Here is a 22,462-nt window from a genome sequence, read left to right on the forward strand (position 1 = left end):
CCGCGAGGACAATTGAGCACATGAACGCACCTTTCGACACCGCCTCGGCTTTCGGGCCGGATGCCAAGACGCAGCCAGCGCCTGACCATCAGGTTGCGGTCATCGGGCTCGGCTATATCGGCCTGCCAACAGCAGCCGTTCTGGCGAGTTATGGCTGGAATGTCTGCGGCGTCGATGTCTCTGAAAAGGTGGTCGAAACTGTCAATGGCGGCGGCGTCCACATCGAAGAGCGAGATCTCGACCGATTGGTGCGTGAGGCGTCTGATTCCGGTCGTCTGACGGCCTCAACTGAAGTTCCTGCTGCGCATTTCTACATGATCGCGGTCCCAACACCGCTGACTGAGGAAAACACTCCGGATATCAGCTACGTCGAGGCTGCAGCGCGCGCCATCGCGCCGAAAATCCTACCGGGCGCCTGTGTGATTGTCGAAAGCACCTCGCCGGTCGGCACGACCGAGCGAGTGGCGCACATCCTCGCTGAAATGCGTCCAGATCTGAAGCTTCCAGTGTATGGCTCGCAGGAAGCGGGCGATATTGCCGTAGCCTATTGTCCCGAAAGGGTTCTGCCCGGCAAGATCGTGCGCGAACTGGTGCAGAATGACCGCGTCATCGGCGGAATCACGCCAGACTGCGCCGAGCGAGCCAAGGCGCTCTATTCCAGCTTCGTTGAAGGCGACTGCCTAACCACCAATGCTCGCGTCGCCGAAACAGTCAAGCTGACCGAGAACAGCTTCCGTGACGTGAACATCGCCTTTGCCAACGAACTCAGCGTGATCGCCGACGACCTCGGCGTCGATGTGTGGGACGTGATCGCGCTCGCCAATCGGCACCCGCGCGTGAACATCCTGCAACCCGGTCCCGGCGTCGGCGGACATTGCATTGCGGTCGATCCGTGGTTCCTGGTCTCCAGCGCGCCCAAGGTCGCGCGGCTGATCCGCACGGCGCGTGAAGTCAATGATTTCAAAGCGGTGTACTCCGAACGGCGAATTCGGGCCTTGCTCGATGCAGTGCCGGGCAAGGTCGCATTGCTCGGTCTGGCATTCAAACCCGATATCGACGATTTCCGCGAAAGTCCTGCGCTGGAGATCGCGCTGGACCTCGCCAAGACACGCGGACAGCGGATCATGGTGGTAGAGCCTTTCGCCGAAGAACTGCCCGCCGGTTTCACCGGCACCGGAGCGCAACTCGCCAGTCTTGACGAAGCTCTCAGCACCGCCGAAGTGATCGTTGTGCTTGTCGACCACACCGCCTTCAAACACCTCACCCCCGCCGATCTCGCGGGCAAGCTGGTGTATGATACGCGCGGCATGATGAAGCGGTGAATGCGGCGGTGAACCGACCGCGTATCATGGTGACCTTCGGCACGCGGCCCGAAGCGATCAAGATGTTCCCGGTGGTGCAGGCATTGCGCAAAGCTGACCGCTTCGATGTGCGTGTCGCAGTCACAGCGCAGCACCGCGAAATGCTCGATCAGGTCATGCAGATGGCGGGAATCGAGCCGGATATCGATCTCGACCTGATGCAGCCGGGCCAGAGCCTCGATGCCTTGTCTGCGCGCATCATAACCCGTTTTGGCGAAGCGCTCGACGCCGAAAAGCCGGACCGTGTCTTAGTCCACGGCGATACGCTGACGACGATGATGGCGACGCTCGCCTGCTACTTCCGCCGGATCCCTGTTGGCCACGTCGAAGCAGGATTGCGCAGCGGCGACATTTACGCGCCCTGGCCCGAGGAAGTGAACCGAAAGGTGACAGGCGCAGTGGCCGATTTGCACTTCGCTCCGACCGAAAACGCCGCCGCCGCCTTGCGCGCCGAGAATGTCCCGGAAAGCGCGATCCACATCACTGGCAACACAGTGATCGACGCGCTGCTCGCAGCCCGCGCCAAGATCGCTGCCGACCCTTCGCTTGCCCCGGCGATCACACCGCTCAAACAGCGGTTCGAAGGCAAGCGGATTATCGCTGTCACCGCCCACCGGCGCGAGAACTTTGGCGAAGGGATGAAGCAGATTGCCTCAGCCCTGCGGCAGCTTGCCAGCCGCGAAGACACAGCGCTCATCTATCCGATGCATCCCAATCCGAACGTCGCCGAAGTCATGCAGCCCGCTCTGTCGGACATCGCGAATGTCGCGCTGATCGAGCCGCTCGACTACCTCAACTTCGTCGCGATGATGGAAGCGGCGGAGATCGTGCTCACGGATTCCGGCGGTATTCAGGAGGAGGCTCCGAGCCTCGGCAAGCCAGTGCTCGTAATGCGCGACACGACCGAGCGCCCTGAAGGCATCACAGCGGGGACCGCCCTGCTAACCGGGGCGAATACCGCGCAAATCGTGTCGGAGGTCAGCCGCCTGCTCGACAATCCAGCCGCTTACGAAAGCATGGCAAAGGCCCACAATCCCTACGGTGATGGCACCGCCAGCCAGCAAATTGCTGACATCATCGCCGAGTGTCACGCGGCCTGATTGCCGCGCCTTGGACCACGACCCAAACGTAGTAGACCGCGCATCCAGCGACCAATACCGACGCACCAATATCGATGATCCAATTGAGCTTCAGCGGGCCGAACAGCAGCTTGTCGAGCGCGCTGAACGAAACAATCCGAACGGCGATCAGGGCGGCCATTGCCATCCCCGCCGCCTGCGCGGCGATCACCGTGAAATTGCGCCGTCCACGTGCGCCGCGCGCTTTCCTGAATATCCAGAAAAATCCCGCCGCTCCGACAAGCCCGGCAATCACCAAGACGATTATGCCCTGAAAGCCCCGCCGGTCATCGTAGCTGTCGGTCGCGAGCAGCATCTCGCGCAGTTCATCCCGCCATATCTCCTCCAGATTGAGCACCCGCAGCACAGCCAATACCGAGAACAGCAGCGCCAGCAGTCCCCAACTCCGCCAATGGGCTGGGATTTGGCGCTTGAGCAGCGCGGTCGCGAGTGAAGCAAGACATGACAAAACCACTCCCCCATAGAGCGCAGCCGCTACAAGGCTCAGCATAGACGGTCCGGGTGAAGGCATGCAGTCGGCTTTCGCGAGTATGGCTCGAAGGGCTTGGCACAAGACATAGCATCGGCACCACTCGCCGCAATCGCCGCACGCCGCTGAAGCCCCACGTTTTTTGCGACATATCGTCCCAGCGCAGTCAGCGGTCGCCCGTGCCCAGTTTTGTGAGTGTCTCTGTTGCACTGCGGCAGAGGCGCGTCTAAGGCTTTTCCCGTATTGGTTGGAGGGATTACGTAATGCGTCCTAGGGCTCTAAATTTCCTGTTTGCTTCTGGATTGGCAGGGCTTTCGCTGGCCGGGTGTTCTTCGACGCCTGAACCGGTCGTTGGCGTGGCTGCATCGCAGCCGGTAAGCGCTCTGGGACAAGACGGTTTCTCCGTCGCACGGCCCAAGACTTACTTGCTGCGCCCAACTGACAAGATTTCGGTCAATGTCTTCCGTGAGCCCGACTTCTCGATGGAGCTCGTCCAGGTCGGCGTCGAAGGCAATGTCTCGCTTCCGTTGCTGGGATCGATCCCCGCTGCAGGGATGACCGCACAACAATTTGAAACCGACGTGGCCCGCCGGCTCGCCGCAGCCGGGCTGAAGTCGCCGATGGTTGCTGTCAACGTCGCTGAATATGCCTCGCACCTCGTGACGGTTGAAGGCGCTGTGACCACACCGGGCGTCTATCCGTTCGAACCCGGTGCGCGTCTCTCATCAGCGATCGCAATGGCCGAAGGTACAGAGCGCGTCGCCAAGCGTAGCCAGGTCGCGGTATTCCGCACGCGCGGCGACCAAATCTACGTCGCCAAGTTCGACTATGGTGCTGTCAGTCAGGGCACAATGCTCGACCCTGTGCTCGAACCCAACGACCGTGTTGTCGTCGGCACCGATGGCCTTTCGGTTTTCTGGCAAGACGCTCTGAAAGCAATTCCGGCTCTCGGTGTCTTCGCGACAGTGGCCGTGAACAACAACTGATAAACCTATGAACGACCGCTCGATCATCCAGACCCCCGAACCGGAGGGTCGTGGAACGTGGTTGGACCCGTACCTGCCTGAGAACCAGCTCGCGCATTATCAGCAGCCGCGTCCAAAATTGATCGATGTCTCCGCGATCCGCGGGATCTTGTTCCGTCAGCGCTGGCTGTTTGCGGCGGTGATCACGCTCGCGCTGATTGGCGGGTTTGTTTATACGCTGATGGCCACGCCGATGTATCAGGCGCAGGCGACAGTGAAGGTTGAGCCTTACGGGTCATACATCGTTGAAGGTCAGGACATCGACCAAGGTCTGGCGAGTAACCAGATCTTCGATTTTCTCGGCACCCAGCTGGCCATTATCCAGAGCCGAAATCTCGCGAGCACGGTTGCAGCGGACCTCAACCTCGGTGAGCGTTACGATCTCCTCGGCGAGGATGTCGACGAAAGCCGCCCGCCCAACATGAACGATGAAGCGTGGCGCAAGAGCAAAGAAGCGATGGCAGCGTCGATCCTGATGGGGTCGGTCGAAGCTGACTTGCCGGGCGACAGCTGGATTTTGACGATCACCTATCGCTCGGACAATCCGGTGCTCGCTGCTGAAATGGCCAACGCCTACGCTGACGCCTTTGTCGCATCGGACACCCGCGAAGGCATCGCCGAAAGCGAATACGCACAGGAGTATCTGCAGGAACAGATTCAGTCGATCCGCACCAAGCTGCAAGATGCCGAGCAAGCATCCAACGCCTATGCGCGCAATAGCGGGATCATAGTTCAGCCGAGCGCTGGTGCCGACGATGGCGGCGGGATCGTCACCCTCACAACCGCCAATCTCTCCAGCATCAACCAGCGCGTTTCCGAAGCGAAAGCCAAGCGTATCGATGCCGAGCAGCGCTGGCGTGCAATCCAGAACCTCCCCGCTGGTCAGCTGCCAGAAGTGCAAAGCAATCCCGTGCTGCAAGGGCTCGTCTCAGAGCGGACGTCGCTCCAGAACGAGCTGATCGAGTTGCGGCAGCGCTACAACGATCAGTTCCCGCAGATCGTCAACATCAACGCGAAGATCGCGACACTTGATCGCCAGATCGAAAGCAGCAGCGCCGACATCAAGGCGACGGTGCGCAACGAGTACACCGTCGCGCGCAATCAGGAGCAGGCGCTCGAACGTGAGCTCAATGCGCTCACCGGCGAGACCTTGGTCGAGCAGGACAAACAGGTTCAGTACAGCGTCCTCGAACGCGAAGCGCAGGCGCTGCGTGACCAACTGAAGGCACTGCTGGATCGCTACAACACGATCAGCACCGCAGCGAATGTCGATGCTGGCACGCTCAGCAAGCTCGATCCGGCAACTGTGCCGGGCGGAGCGTACTCACCGAGCCTGACCCGCAACCTGATGCTTGCCCTCGTCTTTGGCGTCGCCATGGCTGGCGGCCTCGCCGTTCTGCGCGAGACATTTGACGACCGGATCCGCTCGCTCGAAGAGGTAGAAGACAAGATCGGCCTGCCGATGCTTGGCCACACACCATTCGTGGAATCGCGTGATCTCGAGAAGGAAGAGACCAACCGCTTCAGCGCCCTGATGGAGGCGTACGCGTCGATCCGATCTGCGATCGATTTTGCCCTGCCGCGCAACCAGAACGTGATCCAGTTGACGAGCAGTCAGGCGTCAGAAGGCAAGTCGACCACGGCTGTGATCCTCGCAGAACTGTTCGCGAGCCTTGGCCGCAAAACCCTGTTGATCGACGCCGATCTTCGCCGTCCTTCGGTTGCGCGTCTTCTCGATATCGAGGATCCTCAAGCTGGTCTGGTCGAAGTCGTCCTGGGCCACACCGATCTGCAATCCGCAGTCGTCAAAGGCCTGCACGAAAACCTCGAAATCCTTCCCGTGGGATCGATCAGCCCGAACCCGACCGAGCTGCTCGCATCGCCGCAGATGCGCGAGTTCATCGAGAAGAACCGTCACGAATACGGTCTGATCATCTTCGATACCTGCCCGGTCATGGGCCTTGCCGACGCGCCCCTGCTGTCGCGGATGGTCGATGGCACGATCTTCGTACTGGAAGCCAACAAGGTGCATTTTGGTCAGGCGAAGGCCGCGATCAAGCGCGTACGCGGTGCAGGCGGCCATATCCTGGGTGTGATCCTGACGAAGTATCGCGCGCTGGAAGCAGGCCAGAGCTACGACTACCAGTACGGTTATTATCAGTACGGGCAGGACAAGTAACCAGACCGGAGTGGTCGCGTGACCCAACCTGCCCCCTTCACGATTATCATCCCAGCTCACAATGAAGAGTCGGTCATCGCTCGCTGCCTTGAAACGGTGTTGGCGGACGCGCCCGATCAGGACCGCGCGCAGATCATCGTGGCGGCCAATGGGTGCATCGATCGCACGGTCGAGATCGCGCGCGAGACAGCGCCAGATGCTCTGGTGCTCGATTTGCCACAGGGTTCGAAAACCAAGGCGATGAATGCCGCGAATGCGGAAGCGAAACACTTCCCGCGCATCTATCTCGACGCCGATGTGCGTTGCAATTATGCGTCTCTCGAAGCGTTGGCAGAGACGCTCCGCCAGCCGGGCGTGATGGCTGCATCTCCGCGTCTCGAAATGGACCTGTCGCGGGCCAACGCTCTGATCCGCGCTTACTACCGTGTGTGGCTGACCCAGCCCTATGTGAAGCGCGACATGGTGGGATCGGGCTGCTTCGGCATCTCGCAGGCGGGCCACGAAGCGATTGGCGACTTCCCCCTGATCACCGGTGACGACATCTGGGTCCACTCGCGTTTCCGCGAAGGCGAGCGCCGCAACATTGCCGAGGATGCCAATGGCAATCCGGTAAGCTTCACGGTCTCTCCGCCGCGCCGCGCCATCGACCAAATCCGGGTCGAAACACGCCGCAGGCTTGGCGTCGAGGAGGTTCTGCGACTCCATCCAAGCCCGCATTTTGGCGGCTCAAACCAGGCAGGCGACATCCGCACGGCGTTGAAGGATGGCGCAACGATATTCGATGTGGCGGTGTATCTCGGCATCAAGGCGGTCGCGCGCGTTCGAGGGTACTGGACCAAGCGCCGCAGCGACACAATCGAATGGGAGCGCGACCTGACCGCGCGCGACGTCTGACCGCGATGGACGCCAACGCCCCATCGGGAAAATTCGAGGTAGACCGGGAAGTCGATACCGAGATTGCGGTTTCGATCCTGATCGTCGCTTTTAACTCGACCGACCTGATCGCCGCCTGCCTCGACTCCATCGGCCCTGCCTGCAGGCGGCACAGCCATGAAGTTCTGCTCGTCGACAATGGCGACAGCACGACCGAAACTCTGGTCCGCAGCCAATACCCGGACGTTCGTATCGTCGAAAGCAAAGGCAATGTCGGGTTTGCAGCGGGGAATAACTGGCTTGCCTCACACGCGCGTTCTGACAGGTTTCTGCTGCTCAACCCCGACATGGAATTGGAGCCGGACGCGATTGACGCTCTCCTCGAAGGGGCGGCGGCACATCCTGAGGCGGCTGCTTGGGGCGGCGTGACGGTCGATGCAGGCGGCAGCCCCGATAGCGGCAATGCGATTGCGATGCCCTCGCTGATCGAATTCGTGAGCACCGCGATGGGTCGTTCGATCATCGGGAACAGCGAAATGCGCGGCATCGATCGCGATGCCGAAGTCGAAGTTCTCGTAGGCGGGTTCGTGATGTTTGACCGCAGCGCTTGGGAACAGGTCAGCGGGTTTGACGAGCGCTACTTCCTCTATTGCGAGGAAGTCGATCTGTACTACCGGCTGCAAAAGCTCGGTCATCGCTTCTGGCGGATCGCAGAGGCGCGCGGCCATCATGCAGTCGCTCATGGTCAGGGCCTGTCACCACTTAGGATGCTCTACCGCGCGGCCGGCACGGCGGAGTTCGTCCGGAGCCACTGGTCCGTGCCAAAGAGTTTTCTGGCGCGGTTCCTGGTCTGGCTGGCTGCATTCGAAAGGGTCGCTGCGGGACGGTTGCTGGGTAAGTGGCGACCGCGCCTGTCAGCAATGGCAGATGGCTACCGGGATGTTGCGCTTCGTCCGCATCTCTGGCTGCACGGCTACGACCGGGAGCGAGGTTTGCTCGCGAGGCTCAAAGGCAATCGCGGTTAGCGAATTTCCGAATTGTCGCCGACTTCTGCTGGCAAAGGTCTCGGACTAGGCAGGCTTTGATGTTCCGCCAGTCGCATTGCGTCAACCGGCATCGGGCCGCGCGGTGCGATGCGATGCCGCTCCGCATAGCCAAGGCTAACAGTGATCCCGAGCAGCATGAAGAACCAAGCTTGCGCGGATAGCCAGATCGCTACAGAAACCACCCCAAAGGCAAACACCGCCATGGCAATCGCAACGCCGCGTTCGAACCGCGCATCGATCGGGTTCGAATGCGAGCTGCGCTGCGCAAGGACATAGATCCCGACCGCGCAGGCCATGGCAATCAACAAAGGCGGAATGAGCCCGAACTGAATCGCCTGCAACAGCCAATAGTGATCGATCGAACCCTTCATCCAATCGGGACGTTCCCACTCAGCATAGCCGATCCCGAACCAGGGATTCTTCTCCACATTCTCCGTGCCGTAACGCCAGATGAGTACGCGGTTATAGGCGCTGTAGGAGTTCAGCGACGCGAACCGCATCAGCATGCTGAATGCGCCAGCTTTTGTCCCGAACTCCAGCACGAATGTCACCAAAACGCCGATCAGGAAGAAAAACTTCCATGACAGATTGGCGATCCGTTCGCTGACGAAATTGTAGACGACCAGCCCGGTTCCGGCAGCCAGCGCCAACAGAGCAGCAGAGCTAACGGTGAAGAAACTCGCGACCGATGCGAGGATACCAATAAAGAATGGCCATCCTCGAATACCGGAGAGCCAATAGAGCGGCAGAAAACTGGCAAAGAATATCCCGGCCAGGATTGGGTGCGGGAACGGGCCTCTAGCCCGCATGAAGCCGAGCCGTTCGTCGATCCGCATGTTCACCGATTGCCCGGTGAACTGGCTCACGAACGGTTGAAGGATGTGATTGTGGGTAAGCGATTCGAAGACGAGTATCCCTGCCATGATGGCGAGGCCCGGCAACATCAGAAGCAGGAATAGTCGCACATCGCGGAGCGATCGAAACACCGCACGCGCAAAGAAATAGGCGAGCGCGGTGTCGCTCACTTGGGCAAAGCTGGACGTGAAGGCGTCAATCTGTTTGCTGGTCATGAACAGCGCAAATGACGTCCACGCTGCGGCTCCTGCTACGAAGAAATCTGGCCAGGTCAGTCGCAACCGTCCGCCGAAAATACTGCCAAAGACGTAAAGCGTCGCCGGGATCAGGAAGAACCGGTACGGCGGCAGGACCGAACCCAGGATTGTCGTATTGAGCTGCGGCGGGAGCAGCAGGATGTACCCCAGCAACACGGCGAAATAGACCGGCAGATCGCTAGAGGAAGCGTGCGAATGCCTGCTTATCGGAGGAGGCGCGTAGTAAGGGCGGTGTGCAGTAGCCACAGCGCTGAACGGTAGACGGTTTCAGCCGCCGATCAAGCATGCCGCAGGTGCGAAGAGCGGATTATCCGGCACCTGCTTCAACTGCGCCGATGACTCGCTCACTCACCACCTTTGCGGGCGCCCCTGCGATAATGCTCATGGGCGGGAAATCGCCTTTTACCACGGCACCTGCGGCCACAATCGATCCGTCGCCGATCGTCGTGCCCGGCAGAACCACCGCGCGGGTCGCGAACCACACATCATTGCCGATAATTATGTCGCCCTCCCCCATCGGCTGCTTCGTCACGGGATGGCCAAGATCGTGGCGATAGCTGGCGGCAGTCAGCAGCACATCGGGGCCAAAGAGCACGTCGTCGCCGATCCGGATCTGACCATCTTGTGGCCCCGCCCACAAATGGCAGCGCGAACCGATGCGCGCTCGGTGGCCGATGAATATCCGCTCAGGGTTCTGGAACACCGCATCGGGGCTGACATTGCGTTCGCCTGCGAAAGTCACCTTCCGCAGCGGGGCAACGTGGCTGTAATTGTAGAAATTGACGATCTTGACGAGGTGGAGCCACGCGCGGGGATCGAACAGGGACGCGATCAGCCGCAATCCGCGCTGCGACCGTGCCGGAGCATTCTTTCGCACCATTTCGGTATCGCTCATCGCCCCTGCCTCCTTGGAGAACATCTCACTCGCTTTCGCTTGGGCTTAGGTCAGCAGGCAGAGGGAAGTCCAGTAGCCCTTGCCGCAATCCCCACTCGCCTAATCGGCGACGTTCTTGGATGCGAATATTGACCAGTTGAAGAATTCATTTTCCTACATATAACCTATTTGGTTATTCAATCTTCAAATTTCAGCCAATGGAGGTTTGCAATGCCGTTTGATCCTTTCGAAAATTCTAGCGATAGTCTGATCGCTCCGGCCAAGACCGCGTTCGAGATCGCGCCCAATGATAATGCCGACCTGCCCGGTGCGACCAAGGCCGTCTATGTCGGCACAGGAGGCAACATCACTGCGCGTCCAGTCGATGCCGATGTCGATGTGACCTTTCGCAATGTCGTAGCAGGCACCGTGCTTCCCGTACGCATGCGCGCTGTGCGCGCCAGTGGCACCACGGCAGCCGATCTGGTAGGCCTCGCCTGATGAGTTGGCTGGGTCTTGGTGTTGTCTCCAATCTTTCGACCGCGCTGCTCCAAGGCGGAGTTGCCGAAGGAGTGCCTCCGCTTCTTGCACCGTCCGCCGCGTGGGACGGGTCTGAAGGGAGCGGCTTTTCTGCCATTCCGAGCGACCCGGAGCGGTTGAGCGCCAAGCCAGCCCTGCAATTGATCACACCGCCCAAACAGCACTTCACCGATACGCTCGACGTCGGAGTCTTCGCAGCGGCAAATGATGGCGGCTCGCTTCATGACGCTCTCGGCCTCAGCGGAGTTACCTTTCACCTCGAAGGCAGCAGCGTAACACTCGATGCGCCGAGCCTTCACAGCTTTGTCGATGTGAACGGCCAGCCGCAGACCTATTTCGGTTGGTGGGTACGGCTGCGCAAACCCCCTCAATCAAGCGGCTATGCGCATCTCTATGTCGAGGCGACCCCGCGCGATGCGACAATGCAAAGCCGGGTCATCGGCCCCTATCTCTTTGCCCCGCAAAACGATCTGTATGATGGCCAGCTTAGTGTCGCGCCCGGCGTGCCCGAATCCTCCGGCTCAACCTATCAAAGCATCGTAGCGGCGATCGATCATGCCAAGTCGCAGGGGTGGGAGAACTATCTCGTCACACTCGCTGAGCCGGGCAAATACGATATTGGCGACAGCACACCGACACGGTGGGACCAGAAAGGCTGGTGCAATATCCGCGCCGGTGTCCCCGGGTGCTCAATCGGCAAAGACGGCTACATCGACGATGCCAACGCCAAGATTGTCCCTGCCCGGTCACCGATCCGTCTGATGGGATCGGACCTGACACTCGATTTCCGCCACGTGGTCGAAATTGACAGCTTCAACGGCAATTTCTGGTGTGACGGAATCACGATTACGTCGACTGACCCATTGGGACGCTATGAGATGCTGCGCGGCGGACCGCCCGACCACTTTGGCTGGCGGATCGACGGCAATCCCTACTTCACCGAGTGCGACATCTCCGAGTTGTCCGGCGTTTGCGGACAAGCAACGCTCGTGCGCGGCTGCACGCTCACCAACATGACCTATGATGTGTTCGGCGACGTCACCTGCGCGGTGTTCAACCGGCTCACCAATCACCGGGGCGGTTTCTGGTATCGCGATCACCCATGCGTGGAAATCTCCTATTCTGGCACCGAAGCCACCGCGACGATTGAACGCGACGGAACCGCCGACGCCGGGATTGCGCTCTGGACGGCTCGCTGGGGCGCGAACAGCGCCACGTTCGAATGTGGAAATCAGGAAGAATATTTCCTCGGCCTGGTCGGAGATGGTTACACATTCCAGGACCTCCTGGACTGGGTAAACAATGATCTCGCCGCGCTCGACAGCGGTTGGTCTGCCACACTCACCGATCCGAGCTTTGCCAATATCCGCTGCTGTGCAGGCTCGATTGTGGACGGCAAGGGCACAGGATTCGACCCGCAAGATGTGCTGACCACACCGCTCACCATCGCCGCGATGTTCGATCGTCATGGCGACTTTTACCAGCATGCAACCGGTACACTTGAGAACGCGATCATCGCCTTCAACACCGGCGTCGATGTTCAGGCGCAGCTGATCTTCATCTCACCTACAGCAGCGGGAGGCATAGCCGCGGAACGCGATCTCATGGTTCTGGGCAATGCGTTTTACATTCGCCCCGGTGTCGACGGATACTACGATCCGGAGGCAAACTCATCGCAGTTCGGCCGAACCAATCTGGCGGCTAGCCATGTCGTGATTGCGCACAACACCCACGCCAACCAGCGCTGGCTGCTGCGCTCGGACAATCCCGGTTTTACCGCTGATCCCTATTGCCTGTTCGCCAACAACATCGCGAGCGCGCTTGTCTATGCTGGCTCTCCACTGCCCGACCTGACCATCGATGCGATCCACCTCCATGACGGATCGACCAAGCCTTCGGGCGCGACCCGGGTTGCGTTTGGCGGCAATGCGAGCAGCCTGTTTGTCGATCCAGCGGCAGGTGATTTCACCCCGACGCCTGATCTGCTTGCAAGCGGGTTCGAGCCGATCCTGCCTTCGGACATCTCCGGCTCTCAGTTCCCCGCGCTCTCCGCCCCCGGAGCCATCGCGATCGAAGCCACCGCTTTCACCGAAAGCACGGGCGGCAGCGGCAGCACTGATCCCGAAGGCGATCTGATTGCCTTGATCAGCGCAGCAGGCGGGCAATCAGGTTTTCATGATTATACAACGGCAGCGAATGGCTCACCTTGGGTTTCGTCCGACCGTTCCACCGCAGGCAACGACCACAGGCAATCGGTCAATTCGCGCAAGCCATCGGTCGATTTAGCCGGAGCTATCTTCGACGGGAATAACGACTTCGTGTTGCAGGCGATTGCCGGCGGCACATTCACCATCGCAATGGCTGTGACCGTCAACGATCCTGCCGATCCAGGCGTGTTTATCTCTGACGATGCCAACACAACCTATGTCCAATACCAGTCGGGCAGCGGCGTGGCGCACCAGGCAACCGTTCGCGTCAACGGTGAGGTCCGAGCAACGCGCGGCGAGGTCCACAATGCGGTGAACGGCGCTGGCGAAGTGATAATGCTGATGGAAGGGCTCGACCTGTCTGGGCGCAGCCAAATCCGGATCGGGCGCGGATCGGGGACGATGAATGCCACCGTTCGCCGCGTCGCCGTGATCGAAGAGGGCGCCTTCCCGGGCAACCTCCAACTCGTCCGCCAGCTCGCAGCCGACGCAGTCGCGGAAAGCTAACCGTCCATCGATTTGAGCGGCACGCCCATCCGGATCAGCCGTCCGCGAATCCGATTTATCAGTTTGCCGCGCTGCTTTTGCGAATTGGTGTGGACAAACTGGCCGGTCGGAATGTCATCCCGGCTTAAGAATGCGCCGAGCTCATCCCAGCCATGGCCGCGCTCCAGCCAGAATTCCAGCAAGTCATCGGGGCGGTCCGCAAAGTAAGCGCGGACCGCCTCGTTATGCGCGTCATAGACCTCGCGATAGCGCGCCTCATGACCGACCGGTGCGGGCGCGTCATCGCCGTAGGTCAGCTGCTGGATATGGTAGGGGTTAGGTCCGAAGTGATTGGCGATCGAACGATACCAGCGATCGGTCTCACGAATGGTGAGTATGAACTTCGAGCCGGGAAAAGCCTGATCCAGCTCGCGGAACATCAGCGGCCACGGCATGTCTTCGACCGCATCGTATTCCTTGGCAATTTCCAGCCCGCGCTCAACGAATGTGGCGCGTAGTTCCTCAAGCGGCACATCGCGGCCAAACACGCCGCACACCCGGTATCCGATCTTCGCCAGCGCATCGCGCAGCGAAGACGTCCCGGTTTTCTGAAATCCGATGCAAAAGACTTTTCCCGAATGGGGTTCCGACATCGCTGGGCCTTACGCGTTTGTTCGTATTTGTCCTCCACCTACAACAGTGAGCGCCCTTGCCAAGCCGCAGGCGGCTCGCATACGCCCATACCGGGCCTCAACCTTGTGGACAGTGGAACCAAACGCGGCATGCCGAACCCGATTTCGCAAAGGCTTGGCCGTATTCCTTTGAAAGGGCTGCGCTTCGAACTGCTGCTGGGGCTGACGATGCGCGCCGCCGGAGCTGTATCAGCCTTCGCGATGACATGGGTGATCGCGCGGATGTTTGGCGCGGAGACCTTCGGGCACTTCCAATTGGCACTGGCGACGGTGACAATTCTTGCTCTGATTGCGACACAAGGGCTCGACCGGTTGATCGTGCGCAGTGCCAGTGCCGCCTTTGCGAAAGACCGGCCCGGTGCCGCGCTCAATTTCTTCGCTAAGGCACGCAGTCGGCAATTGCTGGTGAGTGTGCCGTTGGCGATAGTGGCTTGGCTGGTTGCCGAACCGATCGCGGTTCACGTGCTGGAAGAGCCTGAAGTTGCATGGCACCTTCGTCTTCTGGCTCCCACAATTATCGCCCTCCCTTTGATCCGCGCGTGCAGTTCCCTGCTCCGGGCCAAAGGCAGCGTGCTCGTATCCCAGTCGCTCGATGGTGTCGGCTACACGACCATCGCGATTGTAGCCATCGGAGCGCTTCTGGCCTCGGGCGTTGCCTTAGCCGACTTAGCTCCTTCAGCGGCGTATCTGATTGGGGTCTCCATTGTAGCTCTAGCCGCTGTTGTTTTGGTGCGACGCGCAATGCGCGCTGCGGAGCGAGAAACGGGGGACGTTGCGCTCAGCACTGGCCTGTTCATCGCTGCCTTCAGCGTGCTCGTTGCGCTCAGCGATTGGCTTGGACTCTTTCTGCTCACTGCGTATCGCGACGCTGCCGAGGCAGGGATTTACCGCGTCGGTTTCCAGATTTGCCTGCTCTTCTCGATCGTCAACAGCAGCTTTGCGCTCATGGCCGGCCCACGCCTCGCGACAGCCTTTGATCAGAGCGATGCGAGCGCCGCCTGGAAGACTGTGCGCACAACCAGCGTAATGGGAATCGGCATAGTCGCTCCGCTGCTGCTGGCCATCATCTTTGCAGCCGAGCCGATCCTTTCACTCTTCGGTGAGGAATTCACTCAGGGCGCCGACGCACTGCGCATTCTGGCCGTCGGACAGTTCATCAACGTCGCAGCGGGTCCTGCCGGGGCGGCGCTAACGATGATGAAGCGTGAGCGGGTGGTGCTGATAATCGAGATCGGCACCGTGATCATCTGTGTCGGATTGCTGCTTTGGTTGCTGCCAACTTATGGAATGGTGGCCGCAGCGATTGGTTCGGCTGTTGGAGCAATTCTTCGCAATGCCGGAGCGCTGCTCGTTCTGCGCCGATTACTCGCCGCGCTCTAACGCCATCCAGGTTTCGACCGCTTCGTAGAACGCAAAATCCTGCGCGTACCAGAGCTTGAGATTGGCGATCCCTGTCTCGGTCAGCTCAGGGATGCCAGAATAGTCGTTGGCATGCGCGCCCTTGGTATCGCGGCGCGGCTCAGGGGTGAAGTCGAGACCGAGCCGCTCGATCAGCACCTTGAGATCAGCTTCCAGATGCTCCTGCCGCAGCACCCAGACCGGCGGGCGCACCGTGAAAATATCACCTGCCAGCGCGAACCAATCGATCTGGTCCTGCGCAGTGTGCCGGATCGATTTCATCGCGGAGGCGGCTTTCAACCCTTGCTCGCCCGGAGCGAACAGAGCCTCGGCCAGATCGGCAGCGTGTTCAAAATTGGCAAACGCTGTTTCTTCGTGCGGCGTCCAGGCAATATCGTTGAGCGGACGCCCGCGCCGTTTGCGAGAATAGAAGCCGGAGCGAAACCGCGAGATCGGATCGCGGATCGAAAAGAAGTAGTCCGAAGGCTCAGGCAGATCGGCCAGCGTCACATCGTGCGACTGCGCCTTCATGTGCACGTTGCCGCCTTGGCGGTTAACTTGCGCCATCATCTGCTTGACCTGCGACCCGGCAGCCTTGCCGATATGTAGGAAGTAAACCACCCGCCGCCGCTGGGTGGAGCGCAGAACCCGGCGCAGCGAAACCTCGAACCCGGCTCTGTTGGTGATCCGAGCCAGCTTGTTTGAGAGCTCCGCGAGCCTCATGCCGACAACAGCGGCCGCCACCAGTCTTCGCGGTCTAGATACCAGCGCAAGGTCTGACGCAGCCCTTCGTCGAAGCCCCAATTGGGCGCGTAATCGAGTTCGCCGCGCGCCTTGGTTTCATCGATGGCGTAGCGGCGGTCATGGCCGGCGCGGTCGGTGACAAAAGTCTTGAGCGTTTCGCTCTTCTCGCCCTTGGCCGCAGGCGCATCTGGGTAGCGGGCAGCCAGACCGTCGATCTCTTCGAACGCGCGGTCAGCCTCGCGGCAAATCGCGTCGATCACTTCCATATTTGGAAGTTCCGCGCCGCCGCCAATATTGTATGTCTCGCCCGGTTTGCCGCGCTCAAGGCACGCTTCGATCCCTCGGCAGTGATCCTCGACATGCAGCCAGTCGCGCACATTCATACCGTCGCCATAAATCGGCAGTGGCTTGCCCGACAGGGCATTAAGCAGGAACAACGGGATCAGCTTTTCCGGATATTGGTACGGTCCGTAATTGTTCGAACAATTGCTGGTCGTAACCTCCAGCCCGTATGTGTGGTGATAGGCGCGAACCAGGTGATCCGAGGCGGCCTTTGACGCCGAATAGGGCGAGTTGGGCGCATACGCCGTTGTCTCACTGAACGCAGGATCGTCCGCACCGAGTGAACCGAACACCTCATCGGTAGAGATGTGGTGGAACCGGTGATCCTTGCCATCGCCATCGAGCCATACGGCCCGCGCTGCCTTGAGCAAACTGTTGGTGCCGAGAATGTTGGTATCGATGAAGGCGTCCGGTCCGCTGATCGAGCGGTCGACGTGACTCTCTGCTGCGAAGTGGACGATGGTAGAGATGCCGTGCTCGCGCAGGAGCGTCTCAACCAGATCTTGATTGCGAATGTCGCCTTCCACCAGCGTGCAGTTGTCGGCGCCTTCCAGGGTGGATTCGTTACCCGCATAGGTCAGTGCATCCAGGACAATCACGGAATCGCCCGGGTGCTGCGCATTCCAGTAATGGACGAAATTGCCGCCGATAAAGCCGGCACCGCCGGTGACGAGTAGATTAGCCAAGGGCCTTTTCCTGTTCGAGCATGAGGCGCAGATTGGTGCGCCAAGGGACCGGTTGGTCGCCTAGAGCTTCGCGGGTCTTGCTGCAATCCAGCAGCGAAAACGCAGGACGCGCTGCCGGAGTTGGGTAGTCGGCGGTGGTGATCGGTTTGATCGTCGGAACGCTCTCGATCAGGCCAAGCGCGTGGCCTTCCTCGGCAATAGCGACGGCGAAATCATACCAGCTCACCTCGCCATGGTCGCTGTGATGAAACGTGCCGCTCGCGCCTTTCTCAACCAGATCCCAAATCGTCTGTGCCAGGCCTGTGGCCCACGTCGGTGAACCGATCTGATCGGACACCACACCCAGCTCATCCCGCTCATTCATCAGACGGATCATCGTCCGCACGAAGTTCGCTCCGCCCGCTTCGTAGACCCAAGCGGTGCGGATCAGCAGGTCACTTTCGCGCAGGTGATCTTCGCCTTCGGCCTTGGTCCGCCCATAGGCCGAGATTGGAGCCCGCTCATCATCCGGACGATAGGCGCGCGGCGATTTGCCATCGAACACAAAATCGGTCGAGACATGGACCAGCTTGCCGCCCTGCTCTTCCATCGCTTCGGCCATGGCCAGCACCGCATCGGAGTTGATCTCGCGCGCGGTTTCTTCGTCGCTCTCGGCCTTGTCGACGGCGGTGTAAGCGGCGGCGTTCAGGATCACATCGGGCGCTTCGACCACTAGCCGAGCGCGGAGCATCGGAATATCGGTCAGGTCGACATCGTCGACATCAATCGCATTGAGCTCGGCCCAATCGGGAGCAAGGCGCTGCAATGCGCCGCCCAGTTGACCGCCCGCTCCGGTGATCAGAACCTTCATGCGAAGGCCTCTACTTCGGCGAGCGTCTGGCCGACCTTGTCCTTCTCCGAAATGATCGGTTCCATACCCAGATCGGGCCAATCGACCCCGACCGCCGGATCATCCCACGCCAGAGTATGCTCGGTTTGCGGCGAGTATGGCGCGGTGCATTTGTACATGAAATCGGTGTCGTCGCTCAGCGTCAGGAACCCGTGCGCGAAGCCCTCAGGCACCCAGAACATCCGCTTGTTCTCTGCCGTCAGCTCCACTCCAACCCACTTGCCGAAATGCTCCGAGGATTTTCGGAGATCGACCGCGACATCGAACACTGCGCCGCGCGACACGCGCACCAGCTTTCCCTGCTCACCGGGATTCTGGAAATGCAGTCCGCGCAGCACGCCTTTCTGCGAATGGCTGTGATTGTCCTGCACCCATTTGAGGTCCAGTCCTGCCTCGCGGAAATTTTCCTCGTTCCATGTTTCCATAAAAAACCCGCGATCATCGCCGAACGCGCGCGGCTCGATGATCAGAAGGTCTGGAATGGCGGTTTCAACGATCTTCACGAAAGCACCGGATTTTCGAGCAGGCCAAGCAAATACTCGCCATAGCCAGACTTACGCAGTGGCTCAGCGATTTTGACCAGTTGATCGTCGTTGATGAAGCCCTGCCGCCAGGCGATTTCTTCAGGACAGGCGATCTTGAGGCCCTGTCGCTCTTCCGTGATCCGGACATAAGTCGCGGCATCAAGCAGCGAAGAATGCGTGCCCGTGTCGAGCCACGCGAAGCCGCGTCCCATGATCTCAACCGACATAGAACCTTCGTCGAGATAGAGTCGGTTGAGGTCGGTGATTTCGAGCTCACCGCGCGGCGAAGGCTGCAAATCGCGGGCGCGATCAACCACAGTGTCGTCGTAGAAATAGAGGCCCGTGACCGCGTAGTTCGATTTCGGCTGAACAGGCTTTTCTTCGATCGAAATGGCCCGGCCATCCTTGTCGAACTCGACAACGCCAAACGCCTGCGGATCGTTGACCCGGTAGGCGAACACGGTGGAGCCGCTGTCACGGCCATTCGCATTGTTCAGCAACGCAGGCAGGCCGTGCCCGTAAAAGATATTGTCGCCAAGGATCAAAGCGCTCGGCCCGCCGCGCACAAAGCCTGCGCCGATGTGGAACGCCTGCGCCAGACCTTCCGGCTTGGGCTGCTGGGCGTAGCTCAGCGAAACCCCGAAATCAGAGCCATCGCCCAGCACGCGCTGGAACTGCGACGCATCCTCTGGCGTGGTGATGATCAGGATGTCCTTGATCCCCGCGAGCATCAGCGTGCTCAGCGGATAGTAGATCATCGGCTTGTCGAAGATCGGCATCAGCTGCTTCGAAACGCCTTTGGTCAACGGGTAAAGCCGCGTGCCCGATCCTCCGGCAAGGATGATCCCTTTGCGTGGTTGTGCCACTGTCTTTTTCCGTCCTGTGGGTGGTCCCTGCGAGAGGTTTGGCGCATTGCAGCATGGCTCCGTAGGGTCAATGGCTAATGTCTGCACTTCCGCTGGTGTTCGCGCCAAGGCTTGTCCACTGGCCAAAGCCCGACAAATGCCGCATGTGCGAGCAACCTGAGGATCAAGGGGCGATTGCCGAAGTCAGAACGACAATGAAGACCGACGCTTTCGATCAGTATCTGGCACGCTGCGTGCAGTGTTTCCTGCGCTCGCAGCCCGTCCCCGATTGGCCAGCGGACCTGCAGGTTTCCCCGGATGAAGCCGCCTTGCGCGTTACCTTCCACGGGATAGCGCTGCTGCTTGTCGAAGCGGCTCCCGGCCTGCCCGACTGGCCCGCTGAGCTGGCAGAGGCGATCAAACAGGAAGCGCGCGTTCAGTCCTTTTGGGAGCTCAGCCACGCCAAATTGGTCGCGGAGCTGGTCGACGCCCTGCACGCAGCGGGCATCCAGGCGTTGATCCTGAAAGGCACCGCGCTCGCCTATTCGCACTATCCCAACCCCGCGCTCCGCCGCCGGGGCGATAGCGACCTGCTGATTGAAGACGGCAACAGGGTGAAGGCGAGAGCTGTCTTTGCGGCCGCTGGCTTTAGGCTGTGCAACGATGCCAGGCCGCTCCAGGAGGCCTGGAGCTCCGGCACAGATTTCGGCTTCGATCACACAATTGATTTGCACTGGCGGATCAGCGCCAGTTCGGCGGTGTCTGAGCTACTCGAAGCGAATGCCCCGAGGCGGCGCATTCAACAGCTCCCCAAATTGTCGCCTAACGCCGCGAGCATTGGGCCGGTCGATAACCTCATTCTGATCTGCCTCAACCGGGCGCAGCATGCGAAGTTCGGATATTTGATCGGCAAAGAGCGATTGTTCGAAAATGATCGCTTGATCTGGGCGGTCGATATTGACCTGCTTACATCCTCGTTTGAACCCTCGCATTGGGAGGAACTCGTTCAAAACGCGTCGGATAGCGCCTCTTCGGACATAATTCTGTCGGGGCTGGATTTGGCTCAGCGCTGCCTGAACACGCCAGTGCCTGAGGCAGTTCTGGCACAGTTGAAACAGCAAGCAGGCGACACGCAGCTTACCGATTACCTGATGAGCGGATCGAGCACGCACAGGCTGAAGCTGGATCTTGCCGCAAGCCCGTCTTGGCGTGACAAGCTTCGGTTGATCACCTTCAAACTCATTCCGAGCGAAGATCTGGTCCGCGAGCGTTTTCCCGATGCGGAGAGCTGGCCGCTAGCCGTGCTGCACATTCGCCGGCTATTCTCAGGTCTAGGCAAATTTATCGGGGGCAGAACCTGACATGGGAATGGGTTTTCTCATGCGCTGGGCCAAGGAGTTCAAAGGATGGCTTGCGCTGATCAGCGCACTCTCGCTGCTCAGCTCGCTGGCCGCTCTCGCCCTGCCTTGGCTTGCCGGGCAATTCCTTGGCGGCGTGATTGGTGAGGAAGCGGTCGATCTCAATCAGACAGTGATGTTGCTGGCCATCGCGCTGGTGGCGATGACAGCGATCACCATTCTGGTCGCCATCCTGTCGGAAATTGCGTCAGGTCGGATCCTCGCGGCGCTGCGCAAGGAAACCTATGGTCGGCTGCAATCCATGCCGATCTCCTATCACGACCGCAGCCGCAGCGGAGATCTGCTGGCGCTAATGGTGTACGAAGTCGACACACTCAGCGCATTTCTCACATCGACACTGGCGATGGTCCCGTCGATGCTGATCACCGCCGGCGGCGCTGTCATCCTGCTGTTCCTGATCGATCCGACCATGGCGCTCGTGGTGCCAGTGCTGGTGCCGCTGTTTTACATCGTCATGAAGCTGGTCGGACGACGACTGCGGGTTCTCTCTCGCCGCTATCGCAAAGCCTATGTCGAGGTGATCTCCACCGCCGAATCCGATCTCCATATGCTGCCAGCGATCAAGGTGTTTGCCGCAGAGCAACATCATCAGAGCAAATATGACGATGCGGTCGAAGAGACCCGGCAGCTGAGTGTTTCGCAAGCCCGGATGGTGTCCTTTATCGGACCGATTGTGGCCTTAATTGCTGCCAGCGCTGCAATCGCAATCCTGATGATCGGCAGCGAACAGCTCGAAAGTGGCACCCGCGAGCCAAGCGAATTGTTCGCGTTTCTGCTCTATGCCGCATTGCTTACACGCCCGGTCGGCAACCTCGCGAACATTTATGGTCAGTTTCAGGTGGCCAAGGGCGCCCTTGCGCGCCTCGAAGGGGTGTTCGCCAAGGAGATCGAGCCGGGATATGCCGCAACCAAGCTGCTGGAGCGCGCGACTGGCGGGATTGCGTTCGAAAATGTCAGTTTCGCCTATCCGGGCCGCGATCCAGTGCTGCGCGATCTTAACCTGACAATCGAACCGGGAGAAATCGTCGCGCTGACCGGTGAGAACGGGATTGGCAAATCAACGCTAATCCGCCTGCTACTGCGGTTTTACGATCCTGATGACGGGCGCATTGCGCTCGATGGGACTGACATTTCCGAGCTTCAGGTTCAGGATCTGCGACAGCAATTTGGCTATGTGCCCCAGCGCGCATTGTTGTTCGATGGCACTATCGCAGAGAATATCGCCTTCGGAGCAGACGAGACCGATATGGCCGCCATCGAGCGGGCAGCGCGACTTTCTCAGGCCTGGGACTTTATCGAACGACTGCCACGCGGGCTGGAAACCGAGATCGGCGATAACGGCATTCGCCTTTCGGGCGGCCAGGGACAACGGATCGCTCTGGCCCGCGCACTCTACCGCGACCCGCCAATCTACATCTTCGACGAAGCGACCAGCATGTATGACATCGAAGGCGAAGCCGCTTTCATCGAGGCTTGCATTCGCAGCCTCAAGGATCGCACGGTCATCCTGATCACCCACCGCCCTGCCAGCCTTGCTTTGGCAGACCGCGTGATCGAAGCAAGCCTGCTAGGCTTCGTGCCGTCGGGCGACGCCGAGCGCGGCGCGGCCTGAC

The 22,462-nt window shown here is 60.1% G+C and carries 20 protein-coding genes; 11 read left to right on the top strand and 9 right to left on the bottom strand.

Annotated features, from left to right (window positions below; genetic code table 11):
- Positions 1 to 20 precede the first annotated feature (20 nt).
- Both wecC and wecB read left to right on the top strand, forming a co-directional pair.
- Positions 21 to 1,322, top strand: coding sequence for a UDP-N-acetyl-D-mannosamine dehydrogenase (wecC, locus tag Q0837_RS13000; RefSeq protein WP_298470049.1), 1,302 nt, complete (start codon positions 21 to 23; stop codon positions 1,320 to 1,322).
- 26 nt (positions 1,323 to 1,348) lie between these two features.
- The gene (gene wecB, locus Q0837_RS13005) at positions 1,349 to 2,461 is read left to right on the top strand and encodes a non-hydrolyzing UDP-N-acetylglucosamine 2-epimerase (RefSeq protein ID WP_298471748.1); all 1,113 of its coding nucleotides are present in this window, start codon (positions 1,349 to 1,351) and stop codon (positions 2,459 to 2,461) included.
- On the opposite strand, the gene Q0837_RS13010 is transcribed toward wecB, so the two are convergent.
- On the bottom strand, positions 2,436 to 2,990 hold the full coding sequence (locus Q0837_RS13010; protein WP_298470051.1) for a hypothetical protein: 555 nt from the start codon (positions 2,988 to 2,990) through the stop codon (positions 2,436 to 2,438). The genes wecB and Q0837_RS13010 overlap by 26 nt on opposite strands.
- A 242-nt stretch (positions 2,991 to 3,232) precedes the next feature.
- Here Q0837_RS13010 and Q0837_RS13015 point away from each other — a divergent pair, with 242 nt between their 5' ends.
- The 4 genes from Q0837_RS13015 to Q0837_RS13030 are packed head-to-tail and all read left to right on the top strand — an operon-like array spanning position 3,233 to position 8,071.
- Entirely contained in the window at positions 3,233 to 3,955 is a 723-nt protein-coding gene (locus Q0837_RS13015; RefSeq protein WP_298470053.1) for a polysaccharide biosynthesis/export family protein, read from the top strand.
- Between the two features lie 7 nt (positions 3,956 to 3,962).
- The gene (locus Q0837_RS13020) at positions 3,963 to 6,173 is read left to right on the top strand and encodes a polysaccharide biosynthesis tyrosine autokinase (RefSeq protein ID WP_298470055.1); all 2,211 of its coding nucleotides are present in this window, start codon (positions 3,963 to 3,965) and stop codon (positions 6,171 to 6,173) included.
- 18 nt (positions 6,174 to 6,191) lie between these two features.
- A complete protein-coding gene (locus tag Q0837_RS13025; RefSeq protein WP_298470056.1) occupies positions 6,192 to 7,067 on the top strand; it encodes a glycosyltransferase in 876 nt (291 codons plus the stop codon).
- A gap of 5 nt (positions 7,068 to 7,072) precedes the next feature.
- The gene (locus Q0837_RS13030; RefSeq protein ID WP_298470058.1) at positions 7,073 to 8,071 is read left to right on the top strand and encodes a glycosyltransferase family 2 protein; all 999 of its coding nucleotides are present in this window, start codon (positions 7,073 to 7,075) and stop codon (positions 8,069 to 8,071) included.
- Here Q0837_RS13030 and Q0837_RS13035 read toward each other — a convergent pair.
- Positions 8,068 to 9,450, bottom strand: coding sequence for an O-antigen ligase (locus Q0837_RS13035; protein ID WP_298470060.1), 1,383 nt, complete (start codon positions 9,448 to 9,450; stop codon positions 8,068 to 8,070). The two genes, Q0837_RS13030 and Q0837_RS13035, sit on opposite strands and share 4 nt — an antisense overlap.
- 61 nt (positions 9,451 to 9,511) lie before the next feature.
- Positions 9,512 to 10,099: an acyltransferase gene (locus Q0837_RS13040; RefSeq protein WP_298470062.1), complete on the bottom strand. Its 588-nt coding sequence runs from the start codon at positions 10,097 to 10,099 to the stop codon at positions 9,512 to 9,514.
- A gap of 210 nt (positions 10,100 to 10,309) precedes the next feature.
- Between Q0837_RS13040 and Q0837_RS13045 the strand changes: the two genes are divergently transcribed.
- A complete protein-coding gene (locus Q0837_RS13045) occupies positions 10,310 to 10,579 on the top strand; it encodes a hypothetical protein (RefSeq protein ID WP_298470063.1) in 270 nt (89 codons plus the stop codon).
- Positions 10,579 to 13,332 (top strand): hypothetical protein, encoded by a 2,754-nt coding sequence (locus Q0837_RS13050; RefSeq protein ID WP_298470064.1) that lies wholly within the window; start codon positions 10,579 to 10,581, stop codon positions 13,330 to 13,332. Before Q0837_RS13045 ends, Q0837_RS13050 begins: the two co-directional genes overlap by 1 nt.
- Here Q0837_RS13050 and Q0837_RS13055 read toward each other — a convergent pair.
- A complete protein-coding gene (locus Q0837_RS13055; RefSeq protein ID WP_298470065.1) occupies positions 13,329 to 13,964 on the bottom strand; it encodes a sulfotransferase family protein in 636 nt (211 codons plus the stop codon). The genes Q0837_RS13050 and Q0837_RS13055 overlap by 4 nt on opposite strands.
- A 129-nt stretch (positions 13,965 to 14,093) precedes the next feature.
- Here Q0837_RS13055 and Q0837_RS13060 point away from each other — a divergent pair, with 129 nt between their 5' ends.
- Positions 14,094 to 15,383, top strand: coding sequence for an oligosaccharide flippase family protein (locus tag Q0837_RS13060; protein ID WP_298470067.1), 1,290 nt, complete (start codon positions 14,094 to 14,096; stop codon positions 15,381 to 15,383).
- Here Q0837_RS13060 and Q0837_RS13065 read toward each other — a convergent pair.
- Genes Q0837_RS13065 through rfbA form a run of 5 tightly spaced genes read right to left on the bottom strand, consistent with a single transcriptional unit; the run spans position 15,366 to position 19,452 of the window.
- Positions 15,366 to 16,124: a sulfotransferase family 2 domain-containing protein gene (locus Q0837_RS13065; protein ID WP_298470068.1), complete on the bottom strand. Its 759-nt coding sequence runs from the start codon at positions 16,122 to 16,124 to the stop codon at positions 15,366 to 15,368. The genes Q0837_RS13060 and Q0837_RS13065 overlap by 18 nt on opposite strands.
- Positions 16,121 to 17,173: a dTDP-glucose 4,6-dehydratase gene (gene rfbB, locus Q0837_RS13070; RefSeq protein WP_298470070.1), complete on the bottom strand. Its 1,053-nt coding sequence runs from the start codon at positions 17,171 to 17,173 to the stop codon at positions 16,121 to 16,123. The genes Q0837_RS13065 and rfbB overlap by 4 nt, the downstream gene beginning before the upstream one ends.
- A complete protein-coding gene (rfbD, locus tag Q0837_RS13075) occupies positions 17,166 to 18,023 on the bottom strand; it encodes a dTDP-4-dehydrorhamnose reductase (RefSeq protein ID WP_298470072.1) in 858 nt (285 codons plus the stop codon). Before rfbD ends, rfbB begins: the two co-directional genes overlap by 8 nt.
- A complete protein-coding gene (gene rfbC, locus Q0837_RS13080; protein WP_298470073.1) occupies positions 18,020 to 18,565 on the bottom strand; it encodes a dTDP-4-dehydrorhamnose 3,5-epimerase in 546 nt (181 codons plus the stop codon). The genes rfbD and rfbC overlap by 4 nt, the downstream gene beginning before the upstream one ends.
- The gene (gene rfbA, locus Q0837_RS13085) at positions 18,562 to 19,452 is read right to left on the bottom strand and encodes a glucose-1-phosphate thymidylyltransferase RfbA (RefSeq protein WP_298470074.1); all 891 of its coding nucleotides are present in this window, start codon (positions 19,450 to 19,452) and stop codon (positions 18,562 to 18,564) included. The genes rfbC and rfbA overlap by 4 nt, the downstream gene beginning before the upstream one ends.
- Positions 19,453 to 19,529: 77 nt before the next feature.
- On the opposite strand from rfbA, the gene Q0837_RS13090 reads away from it, so the two are divergent.
- Together Q0837_RS13090 and Q0837_RS13095 are read left to right on the top strand one after the other, a co-directional pair.
- Positions 19,530 to 20,792, top strand: a complete 1,263-nt coding sequence (locus tag Q0837_RS13090) for a nucleotidyltransferase family protein (RefSeq protein WP_298470075.1) — start codon at positions 19,530 to 19,532, stop codon at positions 20,790 to 20,792.
- Between the two features lie 7 nt (positions 20,793 to 20,799).
- Complete coding sequence (locus Q0837_RS13095) at positions 20,800 to 22,461, top strand: ABC transporter ATP-binding protein (RefSeq protein WP_298470077.1); 1,662 nt, start codon at positions 20,800 to 20,802, stop codon at positions 22,459 to 22,461.
- Position 22,462: the final 1 nt, after the last annotated feature.

It is taken from the genome of uncultured Erythrobacter sp. (genome assembly GCF_947499705.1).
GTDB lineage: Bacteria > Pseudomonadota > Alphaproteobacteria > Sphingomonadales > Sphingomonadaceae > Erythrobacter.